Origin of the sequence: Wolbachia endosymbiont of Rhagoletis indifferens, assembly GCF_048537595.1 — a bacterium.
Lineage (GTDB): Bacteria > Pseudomonadota > Alphaproteobacteria > Rickettsiales > Anaplasmataceae > Wolbachia.
In genome coordinates this window covers 259,012-279,129 of sequence record NZ_CP175923.1, presented here as the reverse complement: position 1 = coordinate 279,129, position 20,118 = coordinate 259,012, and the positions used below count along the sequence as shown (strand labels likewise).

Annotated in this window: 12 protein-coding genes; 7 read left to right on the top strand and 5 right to left on the bottom strand. The window is 35.9% G+C overall.

Annotation, left to right across the window (positions count from 1 at the left end; genetic code table 11):
- Positions 1-371 precede the first annotated feature (371 nt).
- Positions 372-1,476, bottom strand: a protein-coding gene (gene prfB, locus ACJZL1_RS01355) for a peptide chain release factor 2 (RefSeq protein WP_353285410.1) whose coding sequence is annotated in 2 segments (ribosomal slippage) — positions 372-1,400 and positions 1,402-1,476 — 1,104 coding nt in all. Because the reading frame shifts where the segments join, the coding sequence is not laid out codon by codon here.
- Between the two features lie 145 nt (positions 1,477-1,621).
- On the opposite strand from prfB, the gene mgtE reads away from it, so the two are divergent.
- Positions 1,622-2,992 carry a magnesium transporter gene (gene mgtE / locus ACJZL1_RS01350; RefSeq protein ID WP_419247340.1) on the top strand — a complete coding sequence of 457 codons (1,371 nt, stop codon included), beginning with the start codon at positions 1,622-1,624 and terminating at the stop codon, positions 2,990-2,992.
- A 251-nt stretch (positions 2,993-3,243) separates the two neighbouring features.
- Here the strand turns inward: mgtE and ACJZL1_RS01345 are convergent, their stop codons facing one another.
- Together ACJZL1_RS01345 and ACJZL1_RS01340 are read right to left on the bottom strand one after the other, a co-directional pair.
- The gene (locus ACJZL1_RS01345; RefSeq protein ID WP_264735368.1) at positions 3,244-4,200 is read right to left on the bottom strand and encodes an IS5 family transposase; all 957 of its coding nucleotides are present in this window, start codon (positions 4,198-4,200) and stop codon (positions 3,244-3,246) included.
- A gap of 257 nt (positions 4,201-4,457) precedes the next feature.
- A complete protein-coding gene (locus tag ACJZL1_RS01340) occupies positions 4,458-5,918 on the bottom strand; it encodes a TrkH family potassium uptake protein (protein ID WP_419247339.1) in 1,461 nt (486 codons plus the stop codon).
- Between the two features lie 126 nt (positions 5,919-6,044).
- On the opposite strand from ACJZL1_RS01340, the gene ACJZL1_RS01335 reads away from it, so the two are divergent.
- Positions 6,045-6,782: a hypothetical protein gene (locus ACJZL1_RS01335; RefSeq protein ID WP_419247338.1), complete on the top strand. Its 738-nt coding sequence runs from the start codon at positions 6,045-6,047 to the stop codon at positions 6,780-6,782.
- A gap of 290 nt (positions 6,783-7,072) precedes the next feature.
- Here the strand turns inward: ACJZL1_RS01335 and ACJZL1_RS01330 are convergent, their stop codons facing one another.
- Positions 7,073-8,089, bottom strand: coding sequence for a substrate-binding domain-containing protein (locus ACJZL1_RS01330; protein WP_419247337.1), 1,017 nt, complete (start codon positions 8,087-8,089; stop codon positions 7,073-7,075).
- A gap of 141 nt (positions 8,090-8,230) precedes the next feature.
- On the opposite strand from ACJZL1_RS01330, the gene dcd reads away from it, so the two are divergent.
- The gene (gene dcd, locus ACJZL1_RS01325; protein ID WP_265025527.1) at positions 8,231-8,788 is read left to right on the top strand and encodes a dCTP deaminase; all 558 of its coding nucleotides are present in this window, start codon (positions 8,231-8,233) and stop codon (positions 8,786-8,788) included.
- On the opposite strand, the gene ACJZL1_RS01320 is transcribed toward dcd, so the two are convergent.
- Positions 8,789-9,691 carry a hypothetical protein gene (locus tag ACJZL1_RS01320; protein ID WP_419247336.1) on the bottom strand — a complete coding sequence of 301 codons (903 nt, stop codon included), beginning with the start codon at positions 9,689-9,691 and terminating at the stop codon, positions 8,789-8,791.
- Positions 9,692-10,096: 405 nt separating this feature from the next.
- Between ACJZL1_RS01320 and ACJZL1_RS01315 the strand changes: the two genes are divergently transcribed.
- From ACJZL1_RS01315 to ACJZL1_RS01300, 4 genes are all read left to right on the top strand, one after another.
- On the top strand, positions 10,097-13,303 hold the full coding sequence (locus ACJZL1_RS01315; protein ID WP_419247335.1) for a baseplate megatron protein TIM-barrel domain-containing protein: 3,207 nt from the start codon (positions 10,097-10,099) through the stop codon (positions 13,301-13,303).
- A 238-nt stretch (positions 13,304-13,541) separates the two neighbouring features.
- Positions 13,542-14,978: an ankyrin repeat domain-containing protein gene (locus ACJZL1_RS01310; RefSeq protein ID WP_419247334.1), complete on the top strand. Its 1,437-nt coding sequence runs from the start codon at positions 13,542-13,544 to the stop codon at positions 14,976-14,978.
- A gap of 142 nt (positions 14,979-15,120) precedes the next feature.
- Positions 15,121-16,284: a multidrug effflux MFS transporter gene (locus ACJZL1_RS01305; protein ID WP_419247505.1), complete on the top strand. Its 1,164-nt coding sequence runs from the start codon at positions 15,121-15,123 to the stop codon at positions 16,282-16,284.
- 132 nt (positions 16,285-16,416) lie between these two features.
- Positions 16,417-20,112: an ankyrin repeat domain-containing protein gene (locus ACJZL1_RS01300; protein ID WP_419247333.1), complete on the top strand. Its 3,696-nt coding sequence runs from the start codon at positions 16,417-16,419 to the stop codon at positions 20,110-20,112.
- Positions 20,113-20,118: the final 6 nt, after the last annotated feature.

The window sequence follows — 20,118 nt, the reverse complement described above, 5'->3', positions numbered from 1 at the left end:
CAAAGCCGTCTGGGATCCAGTTCTTATTACCTGGTATAAAGTTAAGTTTTCTGGATCCAAGTAGTCTGGGCACTGGCTGCCTAGTGGAAATTTATAACAACTGTGTCAACCTTCTCTACACAGCTCCTTCTTTTCATTTACGTTTTGCGCTTCTTTCGTTTCGTCCATTTTAGTACTAGGTTTTAATATGCTATATGTAATACCACCAAATGAATTCTTATAGCTAGACAGCCCCATGTCATACCGCCGAGGCGCTAACAAGTAGCGGAATGACAGCAGCCCTACGTCATACCGCCGTGGTATCTCTTAGCCGCTAACAAGCAGCGGGATGACGGTTGTCGGTAAGCCTAAATTACTTTAGCTATAAAAGTCTAATTTTGCTTAGTAAGCACACTAACTATGAAACAGTCTATATTACCATCAAAAACAGAATTTATATTGCCTACTTCATGTCCAGTTCTTAAATCTTTCACCATTTGATATGGATGCATAACGTACGATCTGATCTGATTGCCCCAGCCTATATCGCATTTTTTACCATACTCTTCAGCCATCTTTTGTTCTTTTTTTTCCAGTTCAATTTGGTATAAACGTCCTTTAAGTAATTTTAACGCCTCATCCTTATTTCTGTGTTGAGAACGACCATTTTGGCATTGAACTACAACACCAGTTGGAATATGCGTAATGCGTACCGCACTTTCAGTCTTGTTCACATGCTGACCGCCTGCTCCGGAAGCACGGTAGGTGTCGATTTTCAGATCCTTTTCATCCACAGCAATATCAATTGAATCTTCTATCACTGGAGTTACTCCTACACTTGCAAAACTGGTATGACGTTTACCATTTGCATCAAACGGCGATATTCTAACCAGCCTGTGAATTCCACTTTCACTTTTTGCCCACCCATAAGCTTTTTCTCCAACGATTTTTATCATTGCGGACTTTATACCAACCGACTCTCCTTCTAATTTTTCTACAACTTCAACTTTAAAGTTGTGATAAATTTCTGCCCACCTTACATACATGCGCATCAGCATTTCAGCCCAATCATTGCTCTCGGTTCCGCCAGCTCCTGAGTGGATTTCTAAAAAGCAGTCATTGTTATCTGCTTCACCAGTAAATAAGGATTCTGTTTCTTTACACTTGATTAATTTTTCTAACTTTACCAGTTCATTTTCAACTTCGGAGAAAAATTCTTCATCATTTTCATCAATAGCGGATTTCATTAAATCGATAGCGTTACTGTAGTCGCTTTCCAGCTTTAAAAACGACTCTACGTCATTCTTAATTTTAGAACGTTCTTTTAAAATTTCTTGTGCTTTTTGGTTATCTTGCCACAGATCATCATCTGCAGCTTGGGAGTCAAGCTCTTCAAGACGCAACTTTAATTTTTCTATGTCAAAGACACCTCCTGATAAGAGAAATACTTTTATTTAAGCTTTGAAAGTGTTCAAGAATTTCTGAATAAGTTTTCATTATACTTTAGATTTTAATATATTTACTATTACTAACAATAACAGCAAACAAAATAGAAATTTAACCATATAGTAGTTAATTTGAAATAATTTTATTATACTTTAATGCTCAACGGAATCAAGCACGTATATTTAAAGGTAAAATAATGAATATTAAAATAAGTTCTCATTATGGTTTAGACAAAAAGGCTATTGATGACTTAATAGAGTCACTTGATAACGATGAGCTAGAAAATGTTCGTAATATTGTAAAAACGATAGATAGCGTTCAGTTAGCTTATTTTTTATCTACTTCAATCAGTGATCACAGGGAGAAACTAGTTAATATCCTCGATCAACATTTGTTAAGTGATGCCCTAGTGCATGTAGTGCCAGATTTACAAATAGAGATCATAGAAACATTGGGAATAGAAAATACAGCAAAGTTACTAATGCTCCTTGATGTAGAAGATATAGTAACCATAGTGAAAGATTTAGATAGAAAGTCTGTAGAAAATATACTTTACTATTTGCCCAGCAAGACTCAGAAATCAGTAGAGGAGTTGCTATCATACCCAGAAGAAAGTGCAGGGAGGTTAATACATAAAGATATGGTTATAGCTCCATATTATTGGACAATAAATCAACTGACAGAATTTGTGTGCAACTATAAAAAAATACCAGAAAAATTTTACCAGATATTCATTATCAACTCAAAATTAGAGCCTATAGGCAGTGTTAATTTAAATAAGGTAATATCTCACTCAGGAGACACAATAATAAAAGAGATAATGGATCATGACATAAAAATCATTAAAACTGGAGTAGACCAAGAGGAAGTAGCAAGAATATTTAAAGATTACTCTCTATTATCAGCTCCGGTAGTAAATAAGAATGGTAAAATTATAGGTGTGATCTTAATTGAAGATGTGATAAAAGTTGTTCAACAAGAAACAGAAGAGGATGTACTCAAAATAAGCGGTGTATCTTCTAAAGCCGATATAAATGCCCCTATATACAAAACTATAATTAAAAGGCTACCTTGGTTACTGTTTAACCTCTTAGCTGCAACAATGTGTTCCATAGTAGTTGGCTTTTTCGATGATGTAATAAAAAGTTTTATAGTACTGCCAATAATCATGCCGATAATTGCATCAATGAGTGGAAATGCAGGATCGCAAACGGTAACACTAACCATCCGGGCAATCGCAACAAAATATCTAACTGAGCAGAATGCAAAAAGAATACTTGTAAAAGAGTTTTTAATAGGTCTTATAAACGGGGTGATCTTATCTACTATTTCATTAGTAGTGTTAGCAATAAGGTTTCACAGCTTCAAAGTGGAGATGATTTTTGTGGTCTCCATGATTATGATGTCAATTATTGCAACGTTCATCGGAACTTTCATTCCTATAATGCTTCATCGTTTAAAGTCTGACCCTGCCGTTTCTTCTTCAATCCTAACATCGGCAACAACTGATATTCTCTCAGCTCTTATATTTCTTGGTTTAGCTACGATCTTTTTATTAAACAGTTGACACTATCTATAGCTAACACGTCATACCGCGATTTATTCCATAGCTGTACGAACATTCATTTTTAAAGGTAAACTGTACAGCGAATGGTGTCATTCCAGTGCTTGACACTGGAATCCAGCCTTTTCATAATCATCAAAACGTTGTATTGTAACATAAAACGGCTACTTTTATGCTTACCAACTTAATAAAATTCCTGGATCCCAGTGGGCTTTGTTGCATAGCACCTTAAGCAGTGATGGTTTACGACAAATTTATGTAATGATTTCAAATTTAGCCATACCAATATCAGTGAATTTGTTGAGCAAATAGCACTTAATTAGTAATTCTTTTTCACGATTTACTTCAGATTTATTCCTAAAGCTAAATCCAAATACTTGCTTCAACCTTGAGAAAAATCCTTCTATGTAAGATCTCTTTCCATAAATTGCTTCCTTTTTCCACTCTTTTACACCATCTTGTCCATATAATTTTATTAACCTAATAGCAGCATTTCTGTCAGACATATAATCTATTTTTGAATGTTCTGCTGCATCCTTTTTTGGTAGAACTTTTGTCTTTATATCGTATTTCTTACACAATTTATAAAGTTTGTGCCTATCGTATGCCCTATCTGCATATAATGCTTTTATTTTGTGCTGAAAATTAACTTCTTCAAGCAAATCGCAAGCTCCATAGTGGTCAGAGTAGACGCCATTACTGTATCTTGCAGCTATAGCTTTTTTACTATTCACACTTAACATAACATGTAACTTTCTTACTTGCTCGTAGCTTCGGTACTTTCTATCTGCACTGTTTTCCTTACTGTGGCCAGGAGTGTTACTGTAAATGCTGATACTTGTGCTATCTATGATAATTTCAATATTTTCCATGTTGCTTTTATCAACCCTGCAATCATTTATCTTAATATTAAGTTTTTTAAACCTTCTTGATGCTTGTGAATAGCTGATAACTGCCAAATTTTTTCCTATTTGTTGCAGATATCCTTTTATAAACCCCACCGTTTGTCTTAAACCAATTCTAAAAAGATTGACAATTATATGCACCAAAATTACGACTTTATCACTGTAAATATAGTTGCCGCCCTGCATTTTTGGACTATTTTCATACCAATTTTCGATAGCTTCATCGATGTAACGAAAAATATTTCCCCTTTTTTCAAGGAATTTGTTATATTCGTTTTGGTTACTGACTTTCATTTTCTGTGGCATATTTTTTCTTCAACAGTTAAATGGTTATTTATAATGAATTTTGTCAGTAGCCACCAGATTTTTTCGGTTGCTATGCAACAAAGCCATCCCAGTGTCTGGGCACTGGGATGACACCCTCCTGATAGACAATGTTCGTACAGCTGTGGATTTATTCGCGGTATCTCGGCATAGATTCCGCTAACTAGTAGCGGAATGACGGTTTTTCAAATTGTCGTAAGTCAGTTTAGCTATAATATCAAGTTTCACAACTTCACCAACTATTTCTTTCTATTAAATAAGAATAAATTGCCTATACAAAAATAGATTGGCAATATTTCAAGTCTGCCAAGCAGCATTAAAAACGATAGAAATAATTTTACTTCATTACTGAAAGAAGAATAGTTACCTGAAGGGCCTATTAAATTACTAAATCCCGGGCCAGAGTTTGTAAGCGTTGCAGAGACTGAGCTGATGCTAGTTATAAAGTCTGCATTGCTTAAGTAAGACATCACTACTGATGAAATGGTAAACGTTAACATGAAAATTGCAAAAAATATAAAGACAGAGTGAACTTCATCATTCTCCAGAATTTTTCCATTGAATTTTACCCTATTGCCTGCGCCTGGGTTTAATAAAAGGCGAAAGTGATTTTCTATAGACCTTAGAAAAATGATCAAACGAAAGATTTTGATGCCACCACTTGAAGAACCACTACATCCACCAACAAAGGTTAGAAAAAAAGCTAAGACTGAAATGAAGCTCCAATCTATATGATTACAGATTGCATAACCAGTTGACGTAATCAAGGAGGTGATGGTAAATGTGCTGCATCTAAATGATAATGACACTCCTAAATCAACATTTTTATACAACCAAAAACAAGCAAATAAAGATGAAACAATAACTATCTTAACAAAGTAAGAGACCTGTTCGTCATAGCAAATGTCTAACCGTCTTATAATTTTTAAATAGCTAAGAAAAGGCAGAGAACCCAAAATCATAAAAATGATCGTTATGACTTCTAACATAGGGTTATTATAGTGCCCTATAGAATCATTATAGTTAGCAAATCCACCAGTTGATACAGCGGACATTCCGTGACATATTGCATCAAACAGTGGCATACCAGCTAGATAATAGGAAAATATACATAACAAAATTAGGCCATAATATATTGCCGTAACATGAACCACTACGCTTCGCGTGTTCGGCAACTTCCTTTTGGTAGCATCTGAATATTCAGAATAAAGTAAATTATTTAGGCTGAGAATCTTGAGCATAGGAAAAACTGCAATTCCTAAAGTGATTACACCAAAACCACCTATGCCATGCAGCATTGCTCTCCACAGCAGTATTCCCGAAGATTGCTTTTCAATATCATCAAATATAGTTGCCCCTGTGGTTGTGATGCCAGATATCGTTTCAAATAATGCATCAACATAGCTCAGATTATCAAAATAGAAAGGAATAGCTGCAAACAAAGACAAGGCAATCCAGGTGCAACTAGTAACCGCAAAAATTGCTGGCATGCCATGCAATCTACTTAATTTACCGAGCAAAATAAAAGTTACGCCAGATGTGCAGGTAATTATGAATCCAGCGAGGAAATTTTTCCATTCGTAGCTGAGATACTTATTAGTAATAGCAGAAATAAGCATTGCTAAGCTAAATAACAATAGGAATATTCCCACAATAAATACAATTGAGCGTAAAGTTTGTAAACGTTGATGATTTTTCATAGAGTTACTTCCTCGCTATACAAAGCCATAAAAGCTACTCTAACGTCAAGCACTTTGTTGTAACAGCGCACTTGACTTACTTGTAAATATGTGTGATAATTAAGCTATAGAAAATAGAGGTAAGATATGATTGGATTAACTAATGCACAAGAAGAAATTCTAGGTTCATTAAGACAGGCAGTCTGGAATGGCAATTTTCAAGAAGTCCAGAACGTACTCGACAATAATGAACATAATGATATACAAGCAGTTTTGAGCCACAAGGGGACTTTGACTAGTGACAAAGGTACCATTTTAGATTGTGTTATTGACTGTCCTGAAGCTAGCGTTAACACTAAAGTAGGGATCATTGAACTAATTTGGAAGAGAGCTGATCAAAACACTCGTGATTTTTTGTGTGGTCACAAGGTAACAAAAATTTTTGAAGATCAACCATATTTTACGGATACAATAGATAATCTTAAACGTTTTCAAGGAAAAATTGACCTTAATAACACAGATATATATCCTGCTCTTAAAACAGTTATTGAAGAAGTGGAAGAGCACAAGAGGGTAATGGGTCTTGATTCCAACGCTCCTATAGTAACTAACACTACTGCACCAACTACTGGCAACAAAACCCCAGAAAATAACGATACAACCTTCTGGAGTGAACACAAAGGGAAGATCGCTCTAAGCGTTGGACTATGCGTAGCTGGTGCTGTTGCAGCCTATGTGCTAGCGTATCCTGCAGTTGCATTAGCTTTAACAGTTTTGGCAGCAGTTATATTAATAGGTGCTGGTATTGCTAAGGTTTGTGAGAAAGTGAAAAATCCAAGTGTAGACAAGGTATTTGACAAAAACGAGCAGTTATTGAATCAATAGACTTCTTACATTATCTACTGTCATCCGAGTAGCTGACACACAACTGTACGAACGTTGTGCTACCAGGAGGGTGTCATCCCAGTGCCCAGACACTGGGATCCAGTTTTTATTACCTGGTGTAAAGTTAAGTTTCCTGGATTCCAGTGTCAAGCACTGGAATGACACCATCATAAAGTGAAATTAGATTCCAGTGTCAGCTACTTGCATGACACCATTTGTTGTAAACTCACTTTTACTCTATGGTTATACTACCTTGCCGCTATCCTGAACGGATACAAGAAGCGTTGCCGTCACTTTATATCATAAACCTTTGCTGAAGCTTTTTTCATGTCTTCACTTGAAAGTGGGATTAGACCAAGCCTAGATAGATACCCATCTTCAATGCCGATCGAATCTATAATTTCTTTAATGAATTCTCTGAATCCATCAACAGTATCCAGGTGTTCTTTCTTTATGTAAAGGTATAGAGGTCTTGATAATATATATTTTCCCGATGATATATTTTCGTAAGTTGGCTCAATTCCTGCAATTGTGCTTCCTTGTATTTTATCTTGATTCCTCATTAAAAAGCTGAAACTAAATATCCCTAAGGCGTTCTTGTTACTTTTCAATTTTTGTATTATTATGTTTTCATTAATTCCAACTTCTATATACCTTCCATCATCCCTTATATTACCACATGCTTTCTTTCTTTCTTCCTGATCTTTATAATTCTCTTTAAAAATTCTTGAATTCATGCATGAATATTGATCAAGCATAATAGAATTAACCAAAGTTTCGTATGTACCTGTATTTTGATGTGGACCATAAATTTCAATTTCTGTTTTTGGTAAGGCTTGATTTACATCAGACCAAAACTTCTTATTATTTTTTACTAATTTATCATTTTCTTGAGAATATGCAGATAAAGTTTCAAATAAGTCCTTCTTTGTGAAATCAAATCTATGGCTTTGATTTGAATTTGCAATGACAATTCCATCGTAGCCAATGATGATCTCTATCACTTCATTAATTTTATTCCTTTTACATAGTTCTCTTTCTACTTCCTTTATAGGGCGAGATGAAGTGGTGATGTCTGGCGTGTCTTCCCCTATTCCTGAGCAAAACATTTTGAACCCTGATCCACTTCCTATTGATTCTACAACTGGAGTCTTAAAGGAGAATACACGATTGAACTCCTCGGCTACAAATGAGATAAAAGGAAAAACAGTTGAAGACCCAACAATTCTGATGTATTTCCTGGCATCAGCATTTGACAGCGGCGTGAATAATACGAATACAAAAATCAGGAGAAAGTTTCTAAGCATTATTTTTAGTTAAGAACATAAATCTAATTATTGTAATAAAAAATCAAACTGAAAAGCTTTAATTGCATGACAAAAGCTACAGTTTACATTTAAATTTTATTTTATATTATTGTAAGTATTACACAACTTTAAGGAACAGTTATGGCAGTTATGCCAGATAAATGGATAAGAGAAAAAGCTGAAAACTTTGGAATGATAGAGCCTTTTGTGAATCACAAAAGCAGCAAAGGTGTCATATCTTTTGGACTATCATCTTATGGTTACGATGCAAGAGTGGATAATAAATTTAAAATTTTTACTAACGTTAATTCAGCTGTTGTGGACCCTAAAAATTTTTCTGAGAATAGTTTTATAGATAGGGAAACAGATGTATGCATAATTCCACCAAATAGCTTTGTGCTTGCAAGTACAGTGGAATATTTTCGTATACCAAGGAATGTACTGGTCATTTGTGTTGGTAAATCAACTTACGCAAGATGTGGAATTATAGTAAACGTTACTCCCTTAGAACCTGGATGGGAAGGTCATGTCACACTCGAATTCTCAAACACCACTCCACTTCCTGCAAAAATTTATGCTAATGAAGGCGCATGCCAATTCGTATTTTTAAGCGGCGAAAGTGAGTGTGAGAAATCATATGATGATATGAAAGGAAAATATATGAATCAGCATGGTATCACTCTGCCGCTGGTGAAATAATTACTGCTTTCGTTGTGAGCTACCAGGCTGCTCTATAGACAATATTCCACTATCACCAGATAGCAAAGTGCGTACTGATTCACTTTGTCTAAGACGCTCAATTGCCTGCTTTTTGTTACTTCCAATGCGTGTGCTAAGACCACATTGAAGGTCTACGCCACCCTCTTCAATAAGGCTACATTGTAAACCAAAACCGACAGCATAACCTTCTGTTTCACCAGCAGCAATTATCCCCTTTATAGCTACATTGTGGTCATCTTCAACTGTTCTTATCACTCCTTTACCGTCTTTAATATCATCATTTACAATCCCTGCTATAATGGTCCGATCTATAGCTTGTTCATCTCCCATTGCTCGAGATATTACTTCTATATTTGGTTGATCATGATCTGCACCATTTTGCTGTTCCAATTTACCAACTTCTTCTTCAATACGTTTCTTGTACTCTTCATCATTAACTTCATTTATTGCTTGGTTTTCTATACTTGTATTTTTTTGATGAAGGAAATCTATATTAATGCAATAAAAAATAAGTGCAGGTATCAGTGAAGTCATTATATTTAATATAATGCACGGAATTAAAATCACAGCAGCAGCTATATAGATTAGAGATCTAACTATAAACTTTATTACTTTAGATAATTTAGAATCATCTTTTTGAGCATTAACGGCATTCAAAAATAGGTAGGTAAGACCAATTAATGATACTGTTATAGCAGTGGGTACAATAATTGGAACAAGTAAAAAGGCATCAATTAACCTCTTTCCAGAGCTAGTTGGTTTAGTGCTATTATTATTCAGTGATGCAAAATAACCTTGACCAAGATTAGCAATCCATTTTGCACCGGATAAGACTCTCTCACTATTTTCTTTAGATAAGTTAACTTTCATTGGTTTTACCATACTTATAATCATGCTAATTATACTAATAATTAATATTGTAAAATCAACATAAATTTTTTACTTCCGCACTTTTTCATTGTTGCTTACAATAATTATAGCTACACGATTTACTCATGTGCTTTTCTTGATTAAAAACCTCAACTATTCATTATAAGTTATTGAATTTCGTGCTATTTAGCGGCAAATTGTCATCCAAGTGGCTGTAAAACGACAAATTCGTCATCCCGCTGCTTGTTAGCGGGATCTATGCTAAGAGATACCGCGAATGAATCGCGGTATGACGGTTAAGTATCCTGCTACGTGTTAGCAGGATCTAGAGATACCGTGACGGTATGACGGTTCGTGGCGGCATGACGTAGAAAAATCTAGCCTACATTAACTATAGAAACAAAAAGGAGGATTATCATGTCTACAATAATTTTATCATCAATTTTTGGTCAAGCAGGCAGCATTTTTGGTCCAATTGGTCAAATTATCGGTTCAGAGCTCGGTGCTCTTCTTGGTGCACAGCTAGATAGCGCAATGTTTGGTTTGGATGCCGAGCAAAAAGTAACGCATGGGGCAAGGCTAAAAAATCTGCAAGTGCAAACCTCAACCTACGGCAGAACGATCCCAATTATCTATGGTACTGCTCGTGTTGCAGGGAACATTATTTGGGCGCAGCCAATCAAAGAAGAGGCGATAACCACCAAAAGCAAAATTGGAAGAGGTATGAATGTTGAGTATAATTACTATGCAACGCTTGCAATTGCGATCTGCAAGGGGAAAGTAGAAAAATTAAACAGAATCTGGGCAGATACAACATCACTTAGCTTTGATGAAATAGATTATACTTTTTACAGCGGCAGAGAAGACCAAAATCCTGATCCATTTATGTCGTCAATCGAAGGTATGCCGGCTTATAGGGGAATATCTTACATAGTCATCAAGAATTTTCCTTTAGCAGACTATAATAATCGTGTTCCGGTATTTACATTTGAAGTGCGGACTGCATTAAAGTCAAATGAATTTTCAGTAGCGAAAAATATTCGGAATATCAATATAATACCAGGCTCAGGAGAGTTTGTATATGATACAAAAATACAGAAGAAAATCGCGCAAGAGAAAATAAGCAGCAACCAATATATCCCATATGGGCTGGCACAAAGGGTAAATCATAACAATCACACTAAAAAGAGCGATGCAATGCTTTCTTTGGATCAATTAAAAGAAGATTTACCAAATATTGAGTGGGTATCGGTAGTAGTCAATTGGTTTGTGAATGATCTGAACATTAAAGATTGTAAAATATATCCTGCGGTTGAATTTCAAGATGATTCCGCAATATTACCTGATGATTGGCAAGTAGGAAGTAGTACCAGAGATGATGCTCAGCTAATTTCAAAAGATGATAATGGAAACCCAAGGTATGGTGGCACAGTTAGTGATGCAGCGTTGACTAGATATATAGAAGAGCTACACAGCAGAGGTTATAAGGTAATACTCTATCCGATGCCCTTACTTGATACAAAGAACAAAGAGTGGCGAGGAAGATTGAGCGGGACCCCTGGGGATATAAGTGATTTTTTTGAGAATCAATATAACAAATTTATAGAGCATTATGCAAGCATTGCCAAACAAACTAAAGTGGAAGGGTTTATCATTGGTTCTGAATTTGCGCAGCTTACCAAAATTAGAGATGAACAAGGGAATTACCCTGCCGTTATAGAGCTAGTTAAGCTTGCAAAGCGAATAAAACTTGATCTTGGAAAAGAAGTAACAGTTACCTACGCCGCAGATTGGAGCGAATACCATTCATATGATGGTTGGTATAATATGGATGAACTGTGGTCTTCACAGTTCATCGACGTTGTTGGCATAGATGCTTATTTTCCACTGACTGATGGTCCAGAGCCTCCTTTTGGTTATTCCGCGGAAGATGTAATGGGTGGTTGGAGCAGTGGAGTGGGGTATGATTATTTCTATGATTACTCAAAGATTGAGCCTGAAAAAGTAAAGTATAACGACAGCAGGTATGCGTGGAAAAATATAGAGAAATGGTGGAGTGAAACTCACATAAACCCCGGTGGTAGTAAAACAAAATGGCAACCAAAAATGAAAAAAATATGGTTTACTGAGTATGGATTTCCCAGTATAAACGGCTGCACTAATGAGCCAAATGTGTTTGTTGACAAAGGCAGCATAGAGAGCAAATATCCACGATATTCAAACGGAGAGGTGAGCTTTCTTTCACAGAAAATTGCAATTGAAGGAACACTAAAGAAGTGGCAAAGCTCAGAAATGGTGGAAAAAATGTTCCTCTGGGCATGGGATGCAAGGCCATTTCCTTACTTTCCCAATTTGTGTGATGTGTGGGCTGACTGCCATAACTGGCAGACAGGACATTGGATTCAGGGAAAGCTTTCACAGCTTAATATTTCCGATGTTTTATCGGATCTATTACAAAAAGCAGGTTTAAAAAGCGATCAGTTTGATACAGGTGGCGTCAAAGGGTTATTGTCTGGATATGTGATAAACGACCAGCAACCCGTACGTTCTATTATTAAAATGCTGCAAAGTTGCTATTTTTTTGATGTGGTTGAACAGGACTCTAAACTGAAATTTATCCAAAAGGGCAGGGCAGTTACGACTGGAATACCAATTGGTGAAATGGTTTTCAATAACAGTTCAAAGTCGATGCAACTTGTTAATATTAGTCAGCTGGATTTAAACAATAAAGTTAACGTCGTTTATTTTAATCGCAATTTTGGCTATCCAATTGATGTTAAATATGCTGAGTTGCCAAAGCAAGGCACTGCTATAACAGTTGAAATACCGCTCATTATGGAGGAGGGGGAGGCACAAAATATAGCTGAGGTTTTACTTTATTCTTCGTGGCAAGAGAGAAATATATACAATTTCAAGCTACCGATAAAATATGCATGGCTTGCGCCAAGTGATGTAATAACGATTTTAGACGGTGAGAAAAAGCATACGGTGAGAATTATAAAAACGAAATTTGAAAGCATGTCTATTCAAGTAAGCGGTGTTGGTTATGATCGCTCTATATATAAGCTCTCTTTTCCTTCAACAAGGTCACTTATGCTGAAGGAATACCCTCCTTCTCACATCAGCAAAACCATCATAGAAATGATAGATTTACCGTATGTTAAAGGTAATAGCGCAAGCTTTACTTTAATTAATGAGGAAAAGAATTGGAAAGGAGCAACACTCTTTATTTCGGGCGACGATAAGGATTATAAACCTATCGCAAGCACAAATAAGCAGTCTACTTATGGATATGTAATGGAATCTACCGACGAGGGGCTTATAGTAGTATTACGTTTTGGTAAGCTGCCAAGCACGAGCCCAATTGCAAACTCAAATTTAGCACTAGTTGGAAAAGAGGTAATAAAATTCCAGAATGCTGAACTCATAGATAAAAATAAATATAAGCTTAGCAACCTAATTAGAGGGCAAGAAGGTACTAAAGACACCGCAGGTGAAAAATTTGTTCTACTTGATGATTCAATAATATCTTTCGAAGTGCAAAGGGGAAAAAAGTTTTACCTAAAAGCAGTGACTTACGGTGATTCATTGGATAACACGGAAGCAAAGGTCCTGAACAACTGATGCTCAGTATTTAAACTTAAACTTGAATAATTGAAGATAAGATATTGAAACTCCTGCTTTTATAGCTTTACTAAAAACATGTAGCTGATATCTTCACTCATTTTCTAAGAAAATAAAGCAAAAAGATTTTTTTAGAGAGATTCATAATCCACTGACTTTATTGTTCGATATTAAAATTATTGCATTTTCGTTAAATATGTGTACAATTTTAATATATTTTTTTATTTTGAGGTATAGTGTGGTAAGCTTTATAGAAAACGAATTTGAAACGATATTACAGGAGATAGAGCGTAATTCAAGTGTATATAGTAAAGATGTAGCTATAACGATAGCAGATGAATTACAAGAATATAACACAAGAAGGTCAAATGAAATCAATGAATGCCGTCAATCTATTTGCCACAAAATGCAGCTGCTGAATTACGATCACAATAGAGAGATACAGTCATTGAATAAAGATTATAACAGAAAGATAAATTTGCTAAAACACAAGTCCGATAATGAGTTATTACAGGAACTGTGTAATAATGTTAATAACGGTAAACTGGAATATAATACACCCGATTACGATTGGGAATATAGGCAATATAGTGATAGTCTAAAATATAGTGAAGCAAAATTTGATATAGAATTCAAGAAATATGAGAATGAGCTCAAAAAATTAGAGCAGGAACGTCATAGTATAAAACACATGATGCATGAATATGATCAGTGGAAAAAATGCGGGTTCGATATAAATTATGTTTTTAAAGATAGCCCAAAAGAATTTACATTACTACATTTCGCTGTAAATTTTGGAGATATAAATGTTACAAAATTACTGTTAGAAGAAGGAGCAGATATTGATATAAAAGATCAAAACAAAAATACTTCCCTACATTTGGCTGCTTCCAATGGTCATACAGACACAGTAAAACTTCTAATGGAAAAAGGATCAGACCTTAGTGTAGTAGATAAAGAAGGAAATACTTCCCTGCACTTAGCTGCTTCCAATGGTCATACAGACATAGTAAAACTTCTGGTGGAAAAAGGATCAGATCTGAGTGCGGTAAATAAGAACGGAGATACTCTCCTACATTTGGCTGCTTCCAATGGTCATACAGACATAGTAAAACTTCTGGTGGAAAAAGGATCAGATCTGAGTGCAGTAAATAAGAACGGAGATACTCCTTTAAATATTGCTTTCTATAACAATCACACAAAAATAGTTAAGTGCCTAATGGAAGAAGAGCCAAGAATGAAAGAAGTCGTAGAGCATTTAGTGAGATGTGTAGTAGAAAGCAAGACGCACAAGTTACTAAAAGGTAGTACTTCCTTACACCTAGCTGCTATTTACGACTGTACAGAAATAGTAGAATCTTTACTGGAAAAAGGGAAAAATCCTTTATCGAAGGATATTGATAGTAAAACTCCAAGAGAGTTAGCTACAGACGAAAATTTGGTACAGATTTTTAGGGTTGCAGAAATAAAACAACAAGAATATGATGCGACCAAGTGGGGTATTGTTAGTGGTGGATCAACAGCAGCACTTGGTGCAACTGTAGCGGCAACGCTCTTTGCAACAGTATTTACAGTTGGATTTCTGCCTATAGTGGGAGCAGTTGCTGCAATTACAACATCTGCGTTAGCAATTGGTGGAGCTACATATATGGTTTTGAAGCCCAATACTGAGTAAACTCCTTTTCTCGAATAGCTACCCTTAATTTCAGTAGTTAAATTAATATACTAATGAAAAAAATATATTATAATTAAGTATATTTAATCCAGTAAATCATTAAGTGAAAACAGCTCTTTCGCAAAATATCATCTCTCTTATTATGATATTGTCTGTAGCAATTGTCGATATGGCAACTGACCTATACTCAGTTGCACTACCAAGCATTGCCAATTATTTTAAAGTAGAAGGCAGTGTAGTGCAGCTTACAATTAGCTTGAATCTAGTTGGATTTGCGGTATCTGGATTAATTTATGGTCCACTATCGGACTATTATGGTAGGCGTCCAATGATGCTGATTGGTATGACAATTTTTACTTTGGCAAGTGTCATGTGTTATACAGCCGACAGTATTGCGCTCTTGATACTAATTCGCTTCATACAAGGAACAGGGGCTGGTGTTGCAGGTGTTGTTGGGTATGCAGCAATAAGGGATATGTATTCGGGTAGTGAATACTCGAGAGTAATTTCAAAGTTAAATATGGTAGTGGCACTCTCACCTGGAATAGCTCCAGTGGTGGGCAGTTATATAATTTCGCATGGGTATAGTTGGAAATTTTTGTTTTTTATTATATCACTTGCGGCAATTGCTATGCTTATTTTTATTTACTTTAAATTACAAGAAACACTCACTGTAAATAAAAATGAAACCAGTATAACTAACATAACTACTAATATCTTCAAGCAATATATATCAATATTTAGAAATTATCGTTTCCTTGGGTTTTCAATTATTCATGGATTAACTTTCATGTGGCTTTGGGCATACGTTGCTAACTACCCGTTCATATTTGAATCGATGGGCATTGAAGTACAGTATTTTGGCTACCTCATATCGATCATAGTCATATTTTACATAATTGGAACTTTAATTAATAGAAGGTATGTACCAAAAATAGGGGTTAGCAAAATGCTAATAATAGGTTTGGTGTTACCGATAATATCCGATAGTTTATTGGTATATTTTTATTTCGCGGACAAGTTGAATATATTAATTCTTCAAGTCGTCTGGATTCCAGCCAATATCGGACTTGCATTAATAATAAGCAATAACGTAACTTCTGCTTTAGAAACGATCAAAGGTATAGGGCTTGGTAGTGCAGTCCTCTCATTCTGCAATATGATGTTTGGGGCTATTGGAATATATATAGTAGGAAAATTTTTTCGCTATGGTATTTTACCAAATTTACTATTAACAATAGCATGTTCTACAATTGCGGTTCTTATGTACAGCCGGCTCAAATGTACTGAAAAACACAGGGAATAACCATTATTTGCGTGATCCAGAGCTCATGGGTTATTAATGACTTTATCATGATAATATAATTTTACAGGGGGTGAGAGCTCATAGATTATTAACGACTTTATCATAACAATATAGTTTTACAGGAGGTATGGGATGAGCAATTCAAACAGAGATATAAATGCTGGATTACGTAAGACTGCTCTAGAAGGTAATATTGAGAAAGTAAAAAGTCTAATAAGTGAAGGAGCAGATGTTAATGCAACAAGTGAGTTGAAAGAGACTCCTCTACATTGGGCTGCTAGAAGGGGCAATCAAAAGGTAGTAGAAGTTTTACTAAATAATGGGGCAAATGTTAATGCAGTAGATGAACATCACAGCACTCCTTTACATCGGGCTGCTGAAAATGGCCATAAAGAAGTAGTAGAAGCCCTACTGCAAGTAGAAGGGATCGATGTTAATGCACAAAATAAATATGACAGCACTCCTCTACATTTTGCTGCTAAAATGGGCCATGCAGAGATAGTAAAAGATCTATTGGACAAAGGGGCAAGTGTTAATATAACAGATCGAAATGGAAAGACTCCTTTCAAATTAGCTGCTAACGAAGAAATACAAACTCTATTAGAAAACACAGCTAAATTACTTGAGGCTGCTAGAGAAGGTAATATTGAGGAAGTAAACTCTCTAATAAGTAAAGGAGCAAATGTTAATGCAGTAGATGGAAATGAAAAGACTCCTCTACATTGGGCTGCTGAAAAGGGCCATAAAGAGGTAGTAGAAGTTTTACTAAATAATGGGGCAAATGTTAATGCAGTAGATGAACATCACAGCACTCCTTTACATCGGGCTGCTGAAAATGGCCATAAAGAAGTAGTAGAAGCCCTACTGCAAGTAGAAGGGATCGATGTTAATGCACAAAATAAATATGACAGCACTCCTCTACATTTTGCTGCTAAAATGGGCCATGCAGAGATAGTAAAAGATCTATTGGACAAAGGGGCAAGTGTTAATATAACAGATCGAAATGGAAAGACTCCTTTCAAATTAGCTGCTAACGAAGAAATACAAACTCTATTAGAAAACACAGCTAAATTACTTGAGGCTGCTAGAGAAGGTAATATTGAGGAAGTAAACTCTCTAATAAGTAAAGGAGCAAATGTTAATGCAGTAGATGGAAATGAAAAGACTCCTCTACATTGGGCTGCTGAAAAGGGCCATAAAGAGGTAGTAGAAGTTTTACTAAATAATGGGGCAAATGTTAATGCAGTAGATGAACATCACAGCACTCCTTTACATCGGGCTGCTGAAAATGGCCATAAAGAAGTAGTAGAAGCCCTACTGCAAGTAGAAGGGATCGATGTTAATGCACAAAATAAATATGACAGCACTCCTCTACATTTTGCTGCTAAAATGGGCCATGCAGAGATAGTAAAAGATCTATTGGACAAAGGGGCAAGTGTTAATATAACAGATCGAAATGGAAAGACTCCTTTCAAATTAGCTGCTAACGAAGAAATACAAACTCTATTAGAAAACACAGCTAAATTACTTGAGGCTGCTAGAGAAGGTAATATTGAGGAAGTAAACTCTCTAATAAGTAAAGGAGCAAATGTTAATGCAGTAGATGGAAATGAAAAGACTCCTCTACATTGGGCTGCTGAAAAGGGCCATAAAGAGGTAGTAGAAGTTTTACTAAATAATGGGGCAAATGTTAATGCAGTAGATGAACATCACAGCACTCCTTTACATCGGGCTGCTGAAAATGGCCATAAAGAAGTAGTAGAAGCCCTACTGCAAGTAGAAGGGATCGATGTTAATGCACAAAATAAATATGACAGCACTTCTCTACATTTCGCTGCTGAAATGGGCTATGCAGAGATAGTAAAAGATCTATTGGACAAAGGGGCAAGTGTTAATATAACAGATCGAAATGGAAAGACTCCTTTCAAATTAGCTGCTAACGAAGAAATACAAACTCTATTAGAAAACACAGCTAAATTACTTGAGGCTGCTAAAAGTGGTGATATTAATGAAGTAAAGCATCTAATAAGTGAAGGAGCAAACGTTAACGCAGTTGAAGATTTGCATACTCCTTTATATTGGGCTGTTAAAAATAATCACTCTACTACAGCAGAAGTTCTATTAGATAATGGAGCAGATTTTATTACTTATGACCTTTCTCGAGAACGTGACGTGTGGGATAGATTCCTAAGCATAGAAGATAAACATTGCAAGGTTTCTCTACATCTGGCTGCTAGGCTTGGCAAGTTGGAAGCAGTAAAAGATCTATTAGAGCAAAAAGCAGACGTTAATGCAGAAAATGACACAAGAGAGACTCCTTTACACTTCGCTGCTGAAAAGGGCCATAAGCAGGTGGTGCAAGCTCTATTGGACAAAGGGGCAAATGTTAATGCAACAGATAATAAAGGAGAGACTCCTTTCGATTTAACTACTAACGAAGAAATAAAAACTCTATTACAAAACACAGCTGAATTACTTGAGGCTGCTGCTGAAAAGGGTCATGAGGAGGAGGTACAAGCTCTATTGGAGAAAGGGGCAAATGTTAATGCAACAGATCAAAATGGAAAGACTCCTTTACATTTGGCTGCTCGAAATAACAACAAAGAGGTAGTAGAAGCCCTACTGCAAGTAAATGGGATCAATGTTAATGCACAAGATAGAGATAACATGACTCCTTTACATTGGGCCGTTGTAAGGGGCCATAAAGAGGTAGTAGAAGTCCTATTGGGAAAAGATGGAATCGATGTTAATTTAGCAGATAAGAATAAAGATACTCCTTTACATTCTGTTCTTAAAAAGGACAACATAGATATAAATGTATTGAACGCTCTACTGGGAGCAGAAGGAATCGATGTTAATGCACAAGATGGAGGTAACAGTACTCCTTTGCATTTGGCTGCTAAAAAGAATAAGATAGATATAAACGTATTGAACGCTCTACTGGGCGCAAAAGAAATCGATGTTAATGCACAAGATGAACTTAACAACACTCCTTTGCATTTGGCTGCTAAAAAGGAAAAGGACAAGGACAACATAGATATAAATGTGTTGAACGCTCTACTGAAAGCAGAAGGAATCGATGTTAATATAAAAGATAAACTTGCAGAATGGACTCCTTTACATTGGGCTGTTTTAAAGAACAAGATAGACATAGTGAAAGCGCTACTGGGAGCAGAAGGAATCAATGTTAATATAGAAGGTAAATATGGAAAAAAGACTCCTTTACACTTCGCTGCTCAAAATAACAACAAAGAAATAGTAGACGCTCTAATAAAAGCAGGAGCAAATATTAATGTAAAAGATAAAGATGAAAAAACTCCTTTCGATTTAACTACTAACGAAGAAATAAAAACTCTATTAAAAGCAGCAGAAAACCCTGGCGACGGTTCAGTGGATAAGCCATCGACGGACAATGAAGAAAATTCAGAGGAAGATGCTGGTACACGAGAGAAAGAAAAACAAGAAGGTGATGCTCAATCAGGATCAGACATTACAAAGCAAGAAGCTGATAAAACTGTAAATTCGGGGAGTGGAACACCACAAACACAACAGGGGGGACAACCCACCACCAGTGCAGGACAAGGAACTGATGTACAAGACAACGTTGTAAATCCTGTTGCTTCTACACAAACAGAAGAACAGGCGAGCTCTTTTTTTGGTAGTTTGTTTAGTATACTTATGAAGCCTTTTTCATTAGTTGCATCATTTTTTGGTAGTTTTTTTTCATGGTTGTTTGGGTCTGATGAGCCAACACAATCATCATCCGAATCTGAACAACCAGTTGTATTAGAATCACCAAGTAGTTCAGAAGACAATGACATAATATAGCCAGAG

Excerpts from the sequence above, each read along its gene's own strand:
- mgtE (WP_419247340.1), top strand. The coding sequence starts at position 1,622 with ATGAATATTAAAATAAGTTCTCATTATGGTTTAGACAAAAAGGCTATT.
- ACJZL1_RS01345 (WP_264735368.1), bottom strand. The coding sequence starts at position 4,200 with ATGCCACAGAAAATGAAAGTCAGTAACCAAAACGAATATAACAAATTC.
- ACJZL1_RS01340 (WP_419247339.1), bottom strand. The coding sequence starts at position 5,918 with ATGAAAAATCATCAACGTTTACAAACTTTACGCTCAATTGTATTTATT.
- ACJZL1_RS01335 (WP_419247338.1), top strand. The coding sequence starts at position 6,045 with ATGATTGGATTAACTAATGCACAAGAAGAAATTCTAGGTTCATTAAGA.
- ACJZL1_RS01330 (WP_419247337.1), bottom strand. The coding sequence starts at position 8,089 with ATGCTTAGAAACTTTCTCCTGATTTTTGTATTCGTATTATTCACGCCG.
- dcd (WP_265025527.1), top strand. The coding sequence starts at position 8,231 with ATGGCAGTTATGCCAGATAAATGGATAAGAGAAAAAGCTGAAAACTTT.
- ACJZL1_RS01320 (WP_419247336.1), bottom strand. The coding sequence starts at position 9,691 with ATGGTAAAACCAATGAAAGTTAACTTATCTAAAGAAAATAGTGAGAGA.
- ACJZL1_RS01315 (WP_419247335.1), top strand. The coding sequence starts at position 10,097 with ATGTCTACAATAATTTTATCATCAATTTTTGGTCAAGCAGGCAGCATT.
- ACJZL1_RS01305 (WP_419247505.1), top strand. The coding sequence starts at position 15,121 with ATGATATTGTCTGTAGCAATTGTCGATATGGCAACTGACCTATACTCA.
- ACJZL1_RS01300 (WP_419247333.1), top strand. The coding sequence starts at position 16,417 with ATGAGCAATTCAAACAGAGATATAAATGCTGGATTACGTAAGACTGCT.